At 56.2% G+C, this 13,766-nt stretch carries 16 protein-coding genes; 12 read left to right on the top strand and 4 right to left on the bottom strand.

The window, feature by feature from the left end; genetic code table 11:
• Positions 1 to 15: 15 nt before the first annotated feature.
• The 5 genes from AC2FIC_RS13040 to AC2FIC_RS13020 are packed head-to-tail and all read left to right on the top strand — an operon-like array spanning position 16 to position 4,610.
• Positions 16 to 624 carry a LysE family translocator gene (locus AC2FIC_RS13040; protein WP_496688076.1) on the top strand — a complete coding sequence of 203 codons (609 nt, stop codon included), beginning with the start codon at positions 16 to 18 and terminating at the stop codon, positions 622 to 624.
• Entirely contained in the window at positions 621 to 1,157 is a 537-nt protein-coding gene (locus AC2FIC_RS13035) for a GNAT family N-acetyltransferase (protein ID WP_142633834.1), read from the top strand. Before AC2FIC_RS13040 ends, AC2FIC_RS13035 begins: the two co-directional genes overlap by 4 nt.
• 37 nt (positions 1,158 to 1,194) lie before the next feature.
• Positions 1,195 to 2,229 (top strand): GTPase ObgE, encoded by a 1,035-nt coding sequence (gene obgE / locus AC2FIC_RS13030; protein ID WP_496691244.1) that lies wholly within the window; start codon positions 1,195 to 1,197, stop codon positions 2,227 to 2,229.
• Entirely contained in the window at positions 2,217 to 3,323 is a 1,107-nt protein-coding gene (gene proB, locus AC2FIC_RS13025) for a glutamate 5-kinase (RefSeq protein ID WP_496691243.1), read from the top strand. The genes obgE and proB overlap by 13 nt, the downstream gene beginning before the upstream one ends.
• Positions 3,324 to 3,347: 24 nt before the next feature.
• A complete protein-coding gene (locus tag AC2FIC_RS13020; RefSeq protein WP_496691242.1) occupies positions 3,348 to 4,610 on the top strand; it encodes a glutamate-5-semialdehyde dehydrogenase in 1,263 nt (420 codons plus the stop codon).
• Here AC2FIC_RS13020 and AC2FIC_RS13015 read toward each other — a convergent pair.
• Positions 4,607 to 5,203, bottom strand: coding sequence for a histidine phosphotransferase family protein (locus tag AC2FIC_RS13015; protein WP_496691241.1), 597 nt, complete (start codon positions 5,201 to 5,203; stop codon positions 4,607 to 4,609). The two genes, AC2FIC_RS13020 and AC2FIC_RS13015, sit on opposite strands and share 4 nt — an antisense overlap.
• A 42-nt stretch (positions 5,204 to 5,245) precedes the next feature.
• Between AC2FIC_RS13015 and AC2FIC_RS13010 the strand changes: the two genes are divergently transcribed.
• The 5 genes from AC2FIC_RS13010 to tsf all read left to right on the top strand — a co-directional run bounded on the left by AC2FIC_RS13010 (position 5,246) and on the right by tsf (position 9,034).
• Positions 5,246 to 5,428, top strand: coding sequence for a DUF3553 domain-containing protein (locus AC2FIC_RS13010; RefSeq protein ID WP_271947102.1), 183 nt, complete (start codon positions 5,246 to 5,248; stop codon positions 5,426 to 5,428).
• 97 nt (positions 5,429 to 5,525) lie between these two features.
• Positions 5,526 to 6,281 (top strand): L-ornithine N(alpha)-acyltransferase, encoded by a 756-nt coding sequence (olsB, locus tag AC2FIC_RS13005; RefSeq protein ID WP_496688091.1) that lies wholly within the window; start codon positions 5,526 to 5,528, stop codon positions 6,279 to 6,281.
• A gap of 4 nt (positions 6,282 to 6,285) precedes the next feature.
• Positions 6,286 to 7,122: a lyso-ornithine lipid O-acyltransferase gene (gene olsA / locus AC2FIC_RS13000; RefSeq protein WP_271948058.1), complete on the top strand. Its 837-nt coding sequence runs from the start codon at positions 6,286 to 6,288 to the stop codon at positions 7,120 to 7,122.
• Positions 7,123 to 7,289: 167 nt separating this feature from the next.
• Positions 7,290 to 8,081, top strand: coding sequence for a 30S ribosomal protein S2 (gene rpsB, locus AC2FIC_RS12995; RefSeq protein WP_142633821.1), 792 nt, complete (start codon positions 7,290 to 7,292; stop codon positions 8,079 to 8,081).
• 77 nt (positions 8,082 to 8,158) lie between these two features.
• Positions 8,159 to 9,034 carry a translation elongation factor Ts gene (gene tsf, locus AC2FIC_RS12990; RefSeq protein WP_142633819.1) on the top strand — a complete coding sequence of 292 codons (876 nt, stop codon included), beginning with the start codon at positions 8,159 to 8,161 and terminating at the stop codon, positions 9,032 to 9,034.
• 394 nt (positions 9,035 to 9,428) lie between these two features.
• On the opposite strand, the gene AC2FIC_RS12985 is transcribed toward tsf, so the two are convergent.
• The 3 genes from AC2FIC_RS12985 to AC2FIC_RS12975 all read right to left on the bottom strand — a co-directional run bounded on the left by AC2FIC_RS12985 (position 9,429) and on the right by AC2FIC_RS12975 (position 11,749).
• Entirely contained in the window at positions 9,429 to 10,184 is a 756-nt protein-coding gene (locus AC2FIC_RS12985) for a LuxR family transcriptional regulator (RefSeq protein WP_142633818.1), read from the bottom strand.
• Positions 10,185 to 10,189: 5 nt separating this feature from the next.
• Positions 10,190 to 10,630, bottom strand: coding sequence for a type II 3-dehydroquinate dehydratase (gene aroQ, locus AC2FIC_RS12980; protein ID WP_496691240.1), 441 nt, complete (start codon positions 10,628 to 10,630; stop codon positions 10,190 to 10,192).
• A gap of 123 nt (positions 10,631 to 10,753) precedes the next feature.
• Positions 10,754 to 11,749 (bottom strand): NADPH:quinone oxidoreductase family protein, encoded by a 996-nt coding sequence (locus AC2FIC_RS12975; protein WP_496691239.1) that lies wholly within the window; start codon positions 11,747 to 11,749, stop codon positions 10,754 to 10,756.
• A 151-nt stretch (positions 11,750 to 11,900) separates the two neighbouring features.
• On the opposite strand from AC2FIC_RS12975, the gene AC2FIC_RS12970 reads away from it, so the two are divergent.
• Both AC2FIC_RS12970 and AC2FIC_RS12965 read left to right on the top strand, forming a co-directional pair.
• Positions 11,901 to 12,719 (top strand): SDR family NAD(P)-dependent oxidoreductase, encoded by an 819-nt coding sequence (locus AC2FIC_RS12970; protein ID WP_496691238.1) that lies wholly within the window; start codon positions 11,901 to 11,903, stop codon positions 12,717 to 12,719.
• A 25-nt stretch (positions 12,720 to 12,744) separates the two neighbouring features.
• Positions 12,745 to 13,764, top strand: a complete 1,020-nt coding sequence (locus AC2FIC_RS12965) for a phosphotransferase family protein (protein WP_496691237.1) — start codon at positions 12,745 to 12,747, stop codon at positions 13,762 to 13,764.
• Positions 13,765 to 13,766: the final 2 nt, after the last annotated feature.

Here is a 13,766-nt window from a genome sequence, read left to right as displayed (position 1 = left end):
CGATCAAACAGTCCGATGACAGTCGCAACCACCAGTTTCCTGATCTTTGCCGCCAGTCAGGTCGGCACGCCGGGACCGGCCAATATGGTCCTGCTGGGAACCGGTGCGCGTTACGGGTTTCGGGCAGCGCTGCCTTTTGTGGGCGGCGTCATTCTGGGCAAGCAGCTAATCATCTGGCCGGTGGGCTTTGGGTTGCTGCAATTGGCGGATCAGGCGCCGGCGGTGTTTGCTGTTCTGAAATACGCCTCGGCGGCCTATATCATGTGGCTGGCCTGGAAGATCGCCAACACGCGGCTGTCCCGGCAAGAGGCTGATGGCGCAGCGCCAGGGTTTCTGGCTGGATTGATTGTTCATCCGCTCAATCCCAAGGCCTGGGCCATGATCGTTGCGGGGTTCACGGGGTTTGTCGCCGTCGGAACACCAACTTTTGAGGCAACGCTCGCAATCGCGGCTTGTTTGTTGATTTGTCAGGTGATTCTTCATCCAATCTGGACATTTGCCGGAGATAGAATTGCCCACGCGGTTGAAGGTCGGCCGATGGAAAAATATCTGATGTGGACGTTAGCAGGTCTCACTGTTGCGTCTGTACTTTTTGTGTTGTTCGGAGGAGGAACGCACCTATGAAACTTGAGACGATCATAAACCAGCCGGTCATAGAAACCGAGCGGTTCGATCTGCGCCCTCTGCGCCGGTCGGATCTGGGTCTCATCGAACATTATGCCGGAGATGAGCGGGTTGCGCGTATGACGACAAGGATTGCGCACCCTTTGCCGCCCGGCGCGGTTGAGGCCTTTGTGACCCGGTCCATGGCCGAAGACCGCAGCGAGGATGTCTGGGCGATGGACGCGACCAAGGATGGCGGTCCGGAGCTGATAGGCCTGATCTCGCTGGAACGCCTGGATCGCAACCAATCCGAGGTCGGCTATTGGGTTGCTCCTGTCTATTGGAACACCGGGATCGCATCTCTGGCGGTCGAAGCACTGGTTGTCGCCAATCCGCTTGAAAACACGTCGATGTTCGCAAGCGTATTTCAGGACAATCCAGCCTCAGCCAGGGTGCTGACGCATTGTGGTTTCGAATACCTGGGTGATGCCGAAATCTATTCAGTGGCGCGTGATGCGAACGTGCCCACTTGGACATACAGTAAAAAACTCTGACTTGTGGCCGGTGGGGCCTTTGCAGTAGGGGACAGTCATGAAATTTCTCGATCTTGCAAAGGTCTACATCCGGTCCGGGGCCGGCGGTGGCGGCTGCGTCAGTTTTCGGCGCGAAAAGTATATTGAATACGGCGGTCCCGATGGCGGGGACGGCGGTAAAGGTGGCTCTGTCTGGGTCGAAGTTGTGGATGGGTTGAATACCCTGATCGACTTTCGCTACCAGCAGCATTTCTTTGCCAAGAACGGTCAGCCTGGCCGGGGGCAGCAGCGCACCGGAAAAGATGGTGATGACATCATTCTGCGCGTCCCGGTCGGCACTGAGATCCTGGACGAAGACGAAGAAACAGTCATCTGCGATCTGACAGAGGTGGGCCAAAGGGTCCTGCTGGCCAAGGGCGGCAATGGCGGTTTTGGCAACCTGCACTTCAAATCGGCCACCAACCAGGCTCCTCGTCGGGCTAATCCGGGTCAGGCAGGTATCGACCGCACGATCTGGCTGCGCTTGAAACTGATTGCAGATGTCGGCCTGTTGGGGATGCCTAATGCCGGGAAATCGACCTTTCTTGCTGCGACATCGAACGCACGCCCCAAAATTGCCGATTACCCCTTTACCACCTTGCACCCCAATTTGGGCGTGGTGGGTGTCGACAATGTGGAATTCGTGGTGGCCGACATCCCCGGTCTGATCGAGGGCGCACATGAAGGACGCGGGATCGGAGACCGCTTTCTGGGCCATGTCGAACGCTGCGCGGTATTGCTGCATTTAGTTGATGGCACCTCGGAAAGTGTGGCCGAAGACTATCGCACGATCATTCACGAGCTTGAAGCCTATGGTGGTGAGTTGGCCGATAAGCCTCGCATCACCGTCTTGAACAAGGTCGACGCCCTGGATGACGAGGAACGCGAACTGGCCAAGACCGAGCTTGAAGAGGCCGTCGGAGGCTCCGTAATGGCAATGTCTGGTGTGGCGCATCTGGGTGTAACCGACGTCCTGCGGGCTTTGCGCGGTCGGATAGACGATGACCGCGTGCGCCAGAAACCCGCCGAGGAGGAACTGCCTTGGCAACCCTGACCGCAGCCAAACGCCTCGTGGTCAAGATCGGATCCGCCTTGCTGGTGGATCGGAACACAGGGTTGCTGCGATCTGATTGGTTACATTCGCTTGCTCAGGACGTCGCATGGCTAAAGGGGCAGGGGACCGACGTCATTCTGGTCTCATCGGGGTCAATCGCATTGGGGCGTGGCGTTTTGGGTCTGCCCCTGGCCACGCTTCCGTTGGAACAGTCTCAAGCCGCCGCCGCTGTCGGGCAAATCCGGCTGGCCCGCGCCTATGAAGAAGCGCTGACGCCTCACAACATTACCACTGCACAAGTGCTCGTCACGCTGGAGGATAGCGCGGATCGTCGCCGCTATCTGAATTCACGCGCCACCTTGGAAACGCTGCTGGGGCTTGGAGTCGTTCCGATTGTCAACGAAAACGATACAGTGGCAACGGATGAGATACGATATGGCGACAATGATCGTCTGGCCGCTCAGATCGCCGTCACAGTTGGTGCGGATCAGCTGATCCTGCTGTCAGATGTTGATGGGTTCTATTCGGCCAATCCAAATGAGGATGCCTCGGCCAGGCGGTATGACGTCATCGAAGACATCACGCCCGAGATTGAGGCGATGGCGGGTGATGCCGGTTCCGGCCTATCAAAGGGCGGGATGAAGACCAAACTGTTGGCGGGAAAAATGGCCACGGCTGCTGGTTGCGACATGGCGATCACCGAAGGTTCCCCTCTGAACCCGTTGAAAACGCTTGAAAACGGCGCAAACTGCACATGGTTCATCGCGACTGTTGATCCGCATGCCGCACGCAAACGCTGGATTTCAGCGATGAAACCCCGGGGTGAGATCGTTGTAGACGCGGGGGCTGCGCAGGCGCTGAGCAATGGCAAAAGCCTGTTGCCAGCAGGAATAGTCGAAGTGTCCGGAGATTTCGGGCGCGGTGATCCTGTTTCGATCATGGACCCACAGGCGCGACGGCTTGCGCAGGGGCTCAGCCGCTATACCGCGCAAGAAGCAGACGCTATCAAGGGGCGCAAATCGACCGAGATAGAAGCCACTCTAGGCTATCCTGGCCGCGCGGTGTTGATCCACCGCGATGATCTGGCTGTTTGACAAATTGACTGAAAGGCACCTGAGATGAAGGATTTCGACAGCATCCCCGACCTGATGACCGATCTTGGGAAACGCGCCAAGGCCGCCGCTGCCGAGCTGGCATTTGCAAGCGCCGAGCGTAAACATGCTGCCCTGATTGGGGCCGCCGAGGCTGTTTGGGCCAATCGTGAACAGATCATTGCGGCCAATAAGAAAGATATGGAATTCGGGCGCGACAAAGGGTTGAGCCCGGCGATGATGGATCGCCTGATGCTGGATGAGACCCGCATTCAGGGCATGGTCGACGGGCTGCGCGCCGTTGCAGAGCAGGCCGATCCTGTTGGTGAGGTTCTGACCGAATGGGACATGCCCTCGGGGTTGAACATCCAGCGTGTGCGGACACCTTTGGGGGTTATCGGCGTGATTTATGAGAGCCGCCCAAATGTTACGGCGGATGCGGGAGCGTTGTGCCTGAAATCCGGGAACGCGGTCATCCTGCGTGGCGGATCAGAGGGTTTCCATTCCTCGACAGCCATCCATGCCTGTTTGGTTCAGGGCTTGAAATCGGCGAACCTGCCCGAGGATGCCGTTCAGCTTATCCCAACCCGCGACCGGGCGGCGGTTCAGGAACTGCTGACCATGACCGATTATGTCGACGTAATCGTTCCCCGTGGGGGCAAAGGGCTGGTCGGGCTAGTCCAGCGCGAGGCCCGGGTCCCGGTATTTGCCCATCTGGAAGGCATTGTGCATATCTATATCGACAAGGCCGCTGACCCCCAAAAGACGCTGGAGGTGGTTTTGAACGCCAAAACCCGTCGTACCGGAATCTGCGGTGCTGCCGAATGTCTGCTGATCCATCAGGATATCGCTGAAACGCTGGGACGGGATGTCATATCGGCGCTGATGGCCGCAGGTGTCGAAGTGCACGCCGAAGGTACTTTGGCCGTTGATGGCACTATCGCGGCCACTTCTGATGATTGGGGCAAAGAGTTTCTGGATAGTATCATCGCGGCCAAGCCGGTGACTGATATCGACGCCGCCATTGCTCATATCCGCAGGTTTGGGTCGAACCATACCGATTGCATCATGACCGAGGATCCCGCTGCAGCTGCCCGGTTCTTTGAACGGCTTGATAGCGCGATCCTGATGCATAACGCCTCAACCCAATTCGCCGATGGCGGTGAGTTTGGCATGGGGGCCGAGATTGGCATCGCCACCGGAAAGATGCACGCGCGCGGCCCCGTAGGTGCGGCTCAACTGACCAGTTTTCAGTATCTGGTGCGCGGTTCAGGGACTGTTCGGTCTTAGAACCGGATTTCGACGCGAGTTGAGGCCGTATCGGTCGCGACCCGCCGTCCCATCGACGATGCGGATTCAGGCAGCAGCGCAAATTGAACCTGCGCCGGGGTGACCTTGTTGGTAAACCGTCCGCTGGGCAGGTTCTTCCATAGCTCGGCTTCCAGCTTCATTTTGTCCGCGGTCCCTGTCACAGACCAGTTCTTCCCATCGTTTACGATCGTTACATCCCCGCCAAATGGCATCGCGCTTTCGCAGCACATCAACGCCAGAAAGGCCAGTTTCACCTGATTACGCGGTACCGCTTCGGTCAGGTTCCAGTTGACGCGAACACGACCTGCGCGTTCGACATCATTCAACAGCTCTAAAACCTCGGCCCGCCCAAGGGGATGATCGCTGGCCGACCCAAAAGCGACCCTGAAAAAGCGGATGCGTGCGCCGGCGCTGCCGACACTTCCCGCGATCAGTTCCATCTCGGGGCCTTGCACCGCGCCAACCATTTCAAGCAGCTCCAAGCCGTTGGTGATCGCCCCGATCGGGCTGATCAGATCGTGGCAGATCCGCGAGCCGATCAGTTCGGCCAGGTTGACGTCCAAGTCGCTCATGCGTACCTCCTGCTGTACCTGCCGCCGGACCGGAGCCCCTTGATGACAGATCTGAATGCCATTCTCGCACCGGGCATGTATGTCCGCCACCCCGATTTCCCCGATTGGGGCATTGGACAGGTACAATCCAACATCGCAGGTAAGATCACCGTAAACTTCCGCGAGCAGGGAAAAGTGGTAATCGACGGGACACGCATCGCCCTGATGCCGGTCTTTGATCCGTGAAACTGGTTTAAGAAAGGTTAACGTTTGATCGAAGCGCTCTATGTTGCCATTCCCCTGAAACCTGCGGTATCAGCGCGGAAACAATACGGAACCTCTGATGCCGGACGCAGGCCCTTCTTTCACCGTCAAACTCGCCGAAAATGACACCGAATTGCGGGCTGCACAGCGGTTACGCTATGACGTGTTCATACGTGAACTGGGCGGCGGTGGGGAAATGGTCGACCACGATGCCGGGCTGGAGCGTGACAGGTTCGATCCCTATTTCGATCACATGTTGGCGGTTGACGATCAATCTGGCAAAGTTGTTGGCGTTTACAGGCTGTTACCAGGTGATCGTGCTTCTGAAATCGGACAGTTCTATTCCGAAGATGAATACGATCTTTCCATCTTGAAACAAGGCGGACGCAAGCTGTTGGAGTTGGGACGTTCATGTCTACATCCCGATTATCGCGGCGGCACAGCAATGTATCACCTGTGGAACGGGTTGGCCGCCTATGTTGCCGAGCGCGAGATCGAGGTCTTGTTCGGCGTCGCCAGTTTCCACGGCACCGATCCTCAAGCTCTGGCTCAGCCTTTGTCCATGTTACATCACAATCACCTTGCGCCTCCGGACCTTCGGGTTCGGGCTCAGCCCGAAGTGTTCCAGCCCATGGATATGCTGGATAGCGATAAACTGGATCGGCGCGCAGCGATGGTGCAGGTTCCAGCACTGATAAAAGCATACCTGCGTCTCGGCGGGTTTGTGGGCGAGGGTGCCTTTATCGACCATATGTTCAATACCACCGATGTTTGCCTTATCCTCGACACGGCGCGGATGAATGAGCGACAACGGCGCATCTATGGTGGAGCGTAACGTGATGAGTGACGCCTCATGGCACAGTGAAGACGCACCTGACCCAATCAATCTGGGGGTCTGCGGATGGCTATTGGTCTTCCTTCGGGGTTTACCACTTGCTGTATTTGTATTCAGCGGGCTGATTGTCCTGCTGATCCTTCGCATGATCGAGCGCCCGCTCTATGGGGTTCACCGTCCGGTCACGCCCTTCATCACGCAGTTCGTATGCCGTAATGCGTTCCGGATTCTCGGGATTAGCTACCGTACAACCGGCGAGCTTATGACCCAGCGTGGTGCGGTTGTTGCGAACCATTCCTCGTGGCTTGATATTTTTGCGCTGAATGCCCGTAAAAGAATCTATTTTGTCTCGAAGGCCGAGGTAGCCAAATGGCCCGGTATAGGCTGGCTGGCGCGAGCGACAGGTACTGTTTTCATCGAGCGCGACCGCAAGAAGGCACGCGAACAGACACTTCTGTTTCAGGAGCGCCTGACAGCCGGTCACAAGCTGCTGTTTTTTCCAGAGGGTACGTCGACCGACGGTCTACGGATTTTACCATTTAAAACAACACTTTTTGCGGCATTCTTCACCGAAGATCTACGCGATTTCATGTATGTTCAACCGGTGTCGGTCGTTTACCATGCACCTAAGGGTGAGCCTGACCGGTTTTATGGCTGGTGGGGTGACATGGATTTTGCACCGCATCTGTTAAAGACTTTGGGAGCACGTCGCCAAGGTGGCGTAGAGCTAATTTATCATTCGCCAGCCAAGGTCAGCGACTTTGAGAACCGAAAGGCCCTGGCCGCCTATTGCGAAGATACCGTGCGTCAGGCGCACAGCCTTGCGCGGCTTGAAAAATAGGGCGATTGGCCCTTGCACTGCCTGAAAACCTGCCGTATACGCGCGCCATTCAAACCCGCAGGCGGGGTTTGGGCTTTATAGGGGAGACATCCTTATCTGGCCCGCCGGTTGGAGCATCCGCTTCTTTCACCCCCGCCGAGGCGTAAACCGGAAAAAGGAAATAAAGCATGGCTCTTCCCGAGTTCTCCATGCGTCAGTTGTTGGAAGCTGGCGTTCACTTTGGTCACCAGACACAGCGTTGGAATCCCCGCATGGGCCCGTTTATCTACGGCTCGCGCAATGGCATCCACATCATGGACCTGACCCAGACCGTTCCGATGCTGGACCAGGCTCTGCAGGCTGTTCGTGACACTGTTGCCAAGGGCGGCCGCATTCTGTTCGTAGGCACCAAGCGTCAGGCCGCAGGCCCAATCGCCGAAGCAGCTGAAAAGTCAGCCCAGTACTACATGAACCACCGTTGGCTGGGCGGCACGCTGACCAACTGGAAAACCGTTTCCCAGTCGATCAACCGTCTGAACCAGATTGACGAAGCCATGGAATCGGGCGCCGAAGGCCTGACCAAGAAAGAGCGTCTGGGCATGGAACGTGACCAGGGCAAACTGCAGGCTTCGTTGGGCGGTATCCGCGAAATGGGCGGCGTCCCGGACCTGCTGTTCGTCATCGACGTCAAAAAAGAAGCACTGGCCATCGCCGAAGCCAACAAGCTGGGTATCCCGGTCGTGGCAGTTGTCGACACCAACTGCTCGCCCGATGGTGTCGATTACATCATCCCTGGCAACGATGACGCAGCCCGCGCGATCTCGCTGTACTGCGATCTGGCAGCACGTGCCGCTCTGGACGGCATGACCGCTCAGATGGGTGCAGCAGGCGTTGATCTTGGCGCATTCGAAGAAGCACCGGTTGAAGAAGTCGTTGCGGAAGAAGCACCCGCAGCAGCAGAAACACCTGCCGAAGCGTAAGCTGCCCGTCACGTAAATGACATCTGGGGCAGGGTATGACCTGCCCCAATTCCGTTTGAATTGAGGAGAGCCAAAAGATGGCAATCACAGCAGCAATGGTAAAAGAACTGCGCGACACCACTGGCGCAGGCATGATGGACGCGAAAAAAGCGCTGACCGAAACCGGCGGCAACATGGACGAAGCCGTTGATTGGCTGCGCACCAAAGGCTTGGCCAAAGCGGCCAAGAAATCGGGTCGTACCGCGGCGGAAGGTCTGGTTGCCGTTCACGTAAACGGCAACAATGGTGTTGCAGTTGAAGTGAACTCGGAAACCGACTTCGTCGGGAAAAACGCCGAATTCCAGGAAATGGTTGGTAAAATCGCATATGCCGCAGAAGGCGTCGACAATGTCGAAGCTCTGCTGGCAGCTGATCTGGGTGGCAAAACCGTTGCGGAAACGCTGACCGACAAGATCGCCACCATCGGTGAGAACATGTCGGTGCGCCGTATGTCCAAACTGTCGGGCGACACTGTTGTATCTTACGTCCATAACGCAGCCACTAACGGCATGGGCAAGATCGGCGTTCTGGTCGCTCTGACCGGCGGTGACGAAGCCATCGGCAAGCAGATTGCGATGCATATCGCGGCTGTGAACCCGGCAGCTCTGTCCGAGGCAGACATGGACCCGGCGATCGTCGAGAAAGAAAAGCAGGTCCAGATGGACATCGCGCGCGAATCCGGCAAGCCGGAGCAGGTCATCGAAAAGATGATCGTTGGTCGCATGAAGAAGTTCGTCGCTGAATCGACCCTGTTGAACCAGCAGTTCGTTGTAAACCCTGACCTGACCGTTGAGGCCGCTGCCAAAGAAGCAGGCGCGACCGTCACCGGATTCGTGCGTCTGGAAGTTGGCGAAGGCATCGTTGTCGAAAAAGAAGACTTTGCCGCTGAAGTTGCAAAAGCAGTTCAGGGCTAAGCATCACAGGCCCTGAACAGGGCCTGTATCAATCTGAGAAACCGGGTACGCCATGCGTATCCGGTTTTTCTTTGCCCTTAGTGTAGAAATGATGCCAAGAAACGAAAAAGGACGCCGAAAGCGTCCACAAGTTAAACCTAGTTTAAATGAGGGGCCCCGCAAAGATGGGGATGGACGAGGCCCCCCAAAATTCCGACAAAGAGACGCGGACAAATAGGCGCCCTATTGTCAGAGCGATCGGAGAGCTTTGTTATTGCAAAGATCCGACCAAATGTTCCCAGGCTAAAGCCACCACTCACGGAACAATACCACTTTGCAACTTTAGCGTTAGATTCGGAAAGTCATGTTTTCCTTACCCTAGGTAAATTGACGCATATTCGCGTCACTCCCTGAGTCAAACCCCAACGATGAACATCTGATTTTGAAGAGATGCTTTCAAAACTGCCTGCGCCGTTGTCTCGACCACGAGGGCCTCGCGCGCCAGACGCAGATGCTTTTCGACAGTGGCCGAAGTCAGCCCCATCAGAATCGCAATGTCCTGAGTTGTTTTGCCGTCGCCGACCCACTCAAGCGCCTCACGCTGACGTTTTGTCAGGGCACGATTTGGTGCGTTATAGGGCAGGGTGAGGATTTTCAGATGAGCAACGTTGTTCATCAGAAGAATATCCTGGCCAAATTCCTCCCAGACAGCATCCACATCGTCTTGTGTACGCGATCCATGCGCTGAAAGCGAAATTGCCCCTTTTGACCGAACCGAAACCGAGTCGAAACTGACCGTATAGCCGGCGACGACACCTTTGGTTTTGTTGAACTCGATGACGTCTCGCTCTTTTGCGGTCAGGGTGCCATCAGTCATCAGATCCTGGGCGATCCTCCAGCTTGCGGCCCCTTCATTATGCAAAGCCCATTTCAGCATTGGAGCATGGAAATACAACCCGCCTCCCAGAAACCCATCCAGGTAATCTTTGCTGTGATTGGTCAGGATTACAAAATCCTCGGGATCCCCCAGCGACGTTTCGGTGCGATATCGCGTATATCCGTACAGCAAACGATCGAACCCATATTCTGCCATTTGCCGGCAATGGGCATCCCAGAGCTCTTCCAGGGTTTTGGTATAGCTGAGGAAATTCAGATACTCAGAAAGCTTCATAGCGATCATTCACCCTGTAAATGGGACCGCAACGCATCCAGCGCCAGCACATATCCCTGCGGACCCAATCCGCAAATCATGCCTACAGCAACACGTGAGATATAGGATCGGTGTCGAAACTCCTCACGCGCGTGGATATTGGACAAATGAACCTCGATGACCGGCAGCTCAACCGATGCGATTGCGTCCATCAGGGCAATCGAGCTGTGCGTATAGGCACCTGCGTTCAAAACAATGCCGTCCTGCACACCTTTGGCGGCATGAATGGCATCAATCAACGCGCCTTCGTGGTTGGATTGGAAATGAGTCACTTCGATCCCGATAGACTTACCGTGTTCGAGGCACATATCCTCGACCATTTGCAGCGTAGTACTTCCGTAAACCTCGGGCTGTCGCGTGCCCAGCAGATTGAGGTTCGGACCATTCAGAATAAGAGCTTTATGCATTGTTATACTGTCCCCATAACAAGGTTCTTAAACGTGAACAGGTAGAGATGTCCACCGAACCTGGATCATGCGTCAGAACCGCGGCCTATAGGACACGAGGCTGAAGTTTCAGATATTGGCTGGCTATGCCATGGTCACGACAATTTTCCCAAGGGCCTTTCGGCTGGCCAGAAGGTCTAGCGCCTTTTGGGCTTGATCCAGAGGGAATTGCGCACTGATCTGTGGTTTGATCTGCCCTTTGGCGTATAACCCGAACAAATCTTCCATGTTTTTGCCATGTCCTTTCGGGTCGCGAAACACCGAGGCGCCCCAGAAAACACCGACAATTTGACAACCCTTAAGCAGAGGGAGGTTCAATGGTATCTGAGGGATTCCGGCTGGGAAACCGACGACCAGGAATCGCCCCTTCCACCCCAAGCTGCGCAGCGCTGGCTCTGAATAGGTACCGCCAACGGCATCGTAGACGACATCAACGCCCTGACTACCGGCTAAGGCCTTGATGTCCGATCCAAAGGCCTTTTGCGCCTGTTTGTCCATGTCGCGCGCGTAAATGATCGTTTCGTCCGCCCCGATCTGACGACAGAAATCTGCTTTGTCCTGCGATGAGACTGCCGCAATAACCCGAGCCCCCATGGCATTGGCTAGCTCAATCGCAGCCGTACCAACTCCGCCCGCTGCACCCAGAATCAGGACCGTTTCCCCTTGTTGCAGCGCAGCGCGGTCCTTCAGGGCGTGATATGAGGTGCCATAGGTGAAGATAAAGCTCGCCGCGTCCTCAAATGGCATTGAGCTCGGGAATTTAACAGCTGTCGCCGCTTTGACCGCCAGATGTGTGGCAAAACCTCCGTGTCCAGTCAGGGCCAGCACACGGTCGCCAACGTTAAAGCCCGAAACACCTTCGCCCAACCCGATAACCTCGCCAGCGATCTCACCTCCGGGGGCAAACGGTCTTGGTGGCTTTATCTGATACAGGTCGCGTATCATCAGTGTATCCGGGAAATTAACGCCTGCGGCCCGCACGCGAACAAGCAATTCGCCCATGCCCGGCGACGGATCGGGCAGGGTGGTCAGTTCCAATGTCTCCGGCCCGCCCGGAGCGACGCTGAGTAAGGCTTGCATGTTTACGCTAATGTCCCTGTTATTCGGTAAGGAGGAACTTTTGGCGTACTGTTCTGAGTTGTCAAGAAACCACGCGGCACAACCGGGTTAGGCGTTACCCTTGACCGACAAATGAGACAGTTTGCCAAAATCAAAAACCGAGGAGCAGGTCATGACCCCCGAAATTCTTTTCTCATTGCAGGGCAAAACCGCTCTGGTCACGGGTGGGGCCACCGGAATTGGCCGAATGGCGGCCGAGGCGCTGGTCCGGGCGGGTGCACGTGTACTGTTGGCGTCTCGTAAAGGCGACGCGTGCGAGGCGGTCGCGGCCGAATTGAACGCACTGGGCGCCACAGGAACCGCCGAAGGGTTTGCCGGTGATGTCGGATCAAAAGAGGGTGTCGACAATCTGGTGGCCGAAGTGCTCAAGCGCACGGACCGGCTGGAGATCCTCATGAACAATGCCGGTGTTTCCTGGGGCGCACCGATGGGTCAGTTTCCCTACGAAGCCTGGGAAAAAGTCATGTCGATCAATGTGACAGGAATATTCGAACTGACCCAAAAACTGTTGCCGATTCTGATGTCTTCCGGGACTGCCGAAGATCCATCCCGTATCGTCAATGTTGGATCGGTTATGGGCGAAGTTCCTATGGGCGACGGTGCGTATAGCTACTCTGCCTCAAAGGCTGCTGTGCTGCATCTGACCAAAATCATGGCCAAAGAACTTGCTCCGCATCACATCACCATCAATGCGCTGGCGCCTGGACCCTTTGTCTCTCGGATGACGGCATTTGCCACATCTGACGAAGGGACGCGCAAGAAAGTCGGCAAATCCGTGCCCTTGGGTCGCGTTGGACGTGACGAGGATATCGCAGGCTGTATGCTGTTCCTGTGCGGTCTGGGCGGCAGCTATGTCACCGGCGCGGTGATCCCGGTTTCGGGCGGAATCAATGTTGTCACCGCCGGCAACATCTTTGCTGAAGCACTCTGAAGCATCGGCCAAAGGGAGCCACAAAATGGACAGCGCAATTCTGGATCTGAAACGCGTCGATGCCTATCTCGACACGCATCTCAAAGGGTATCGGGGTCCGTTGGAGGCGAAAAAATTCGAGGTTGGCCAATCAAACCCAACTTTTGAGTTAAAAACGCCTGAGAATTCCTATGTCCTGCGCCGCAAGCCGCCGGGAGTGTTGCTGAAATCCGCCCATGCCGTTGACCGCGAGTTCAGGGTTCAAAGTGCTCTGGCCGAAAGCGATGTGCCTGTACCCAAAATGCTGCTGCTTTGCGAGGATGATGACGTCATCGGGTCGGCGTTTTATGTGATGGAGCATCTCGACGGCAGGACGTTTCTTGAACCCACGATGCTTGGCGAAGGAACCGAAACCCGCACGGCAATTATCGACGAGATGAACCGCGTTCTAGCGGCGCTGCATAAGGTCGATATCGATTCTAATGGCCTGTCCGACTATGGCCCGCCGGGAAGCTATTTTGAGCGTCAGATCGGGCGGTGGACGAAACAATTTCGGGCGTCCGAAACCATTCAGATTCCGGATATGGATGCCTTGATCGAGGCTTTGACCAACGCAACCCCCAAGGATGATGGTCAGAGAACGCTGGTTCACGGCGATTACCGCATCGACAATCTGATGTTCGAAAAGCAGGGCACCCGCTGTCTGGGCGTACTGGATTGGGAATTGTCGACAATCGGGCATCCCTTTGCCGATCTCGCAGCCGTTATCATGCAATGGCAGATGCCACCTGGAAAAGAGGGGCGGGGTCTGGCTGGCATAGACCGGTCCTCGCTCGGCCTGCCATCCGATCAGGCTTTCATTGATCAATACTGCGAGCGCCGCGACCTGCCCGGAATTGATAACTTTGGGTTCTATCTGGCGTTCAATTTCTTCCGAATGGCCGCGATCTTGCAGGGTGTTTATAAGCGGGCGCTTGACGGAAACGCCTCTGATCCGAAAAGAGCTCAGATTTTTGGTAGTTACGTTCCTAAGTTTGCACAACGAGGGCTGACTGCATTGGGCTGAGG

The sequence above is a fragment of the Ruegeria sp. CDSC079 genome (assembly GCF_059610505.1).
Note: the sequence above shows the minus strand (reverse complement) of the source record. Positions and strands in the feature narration are given on the sequence as shown.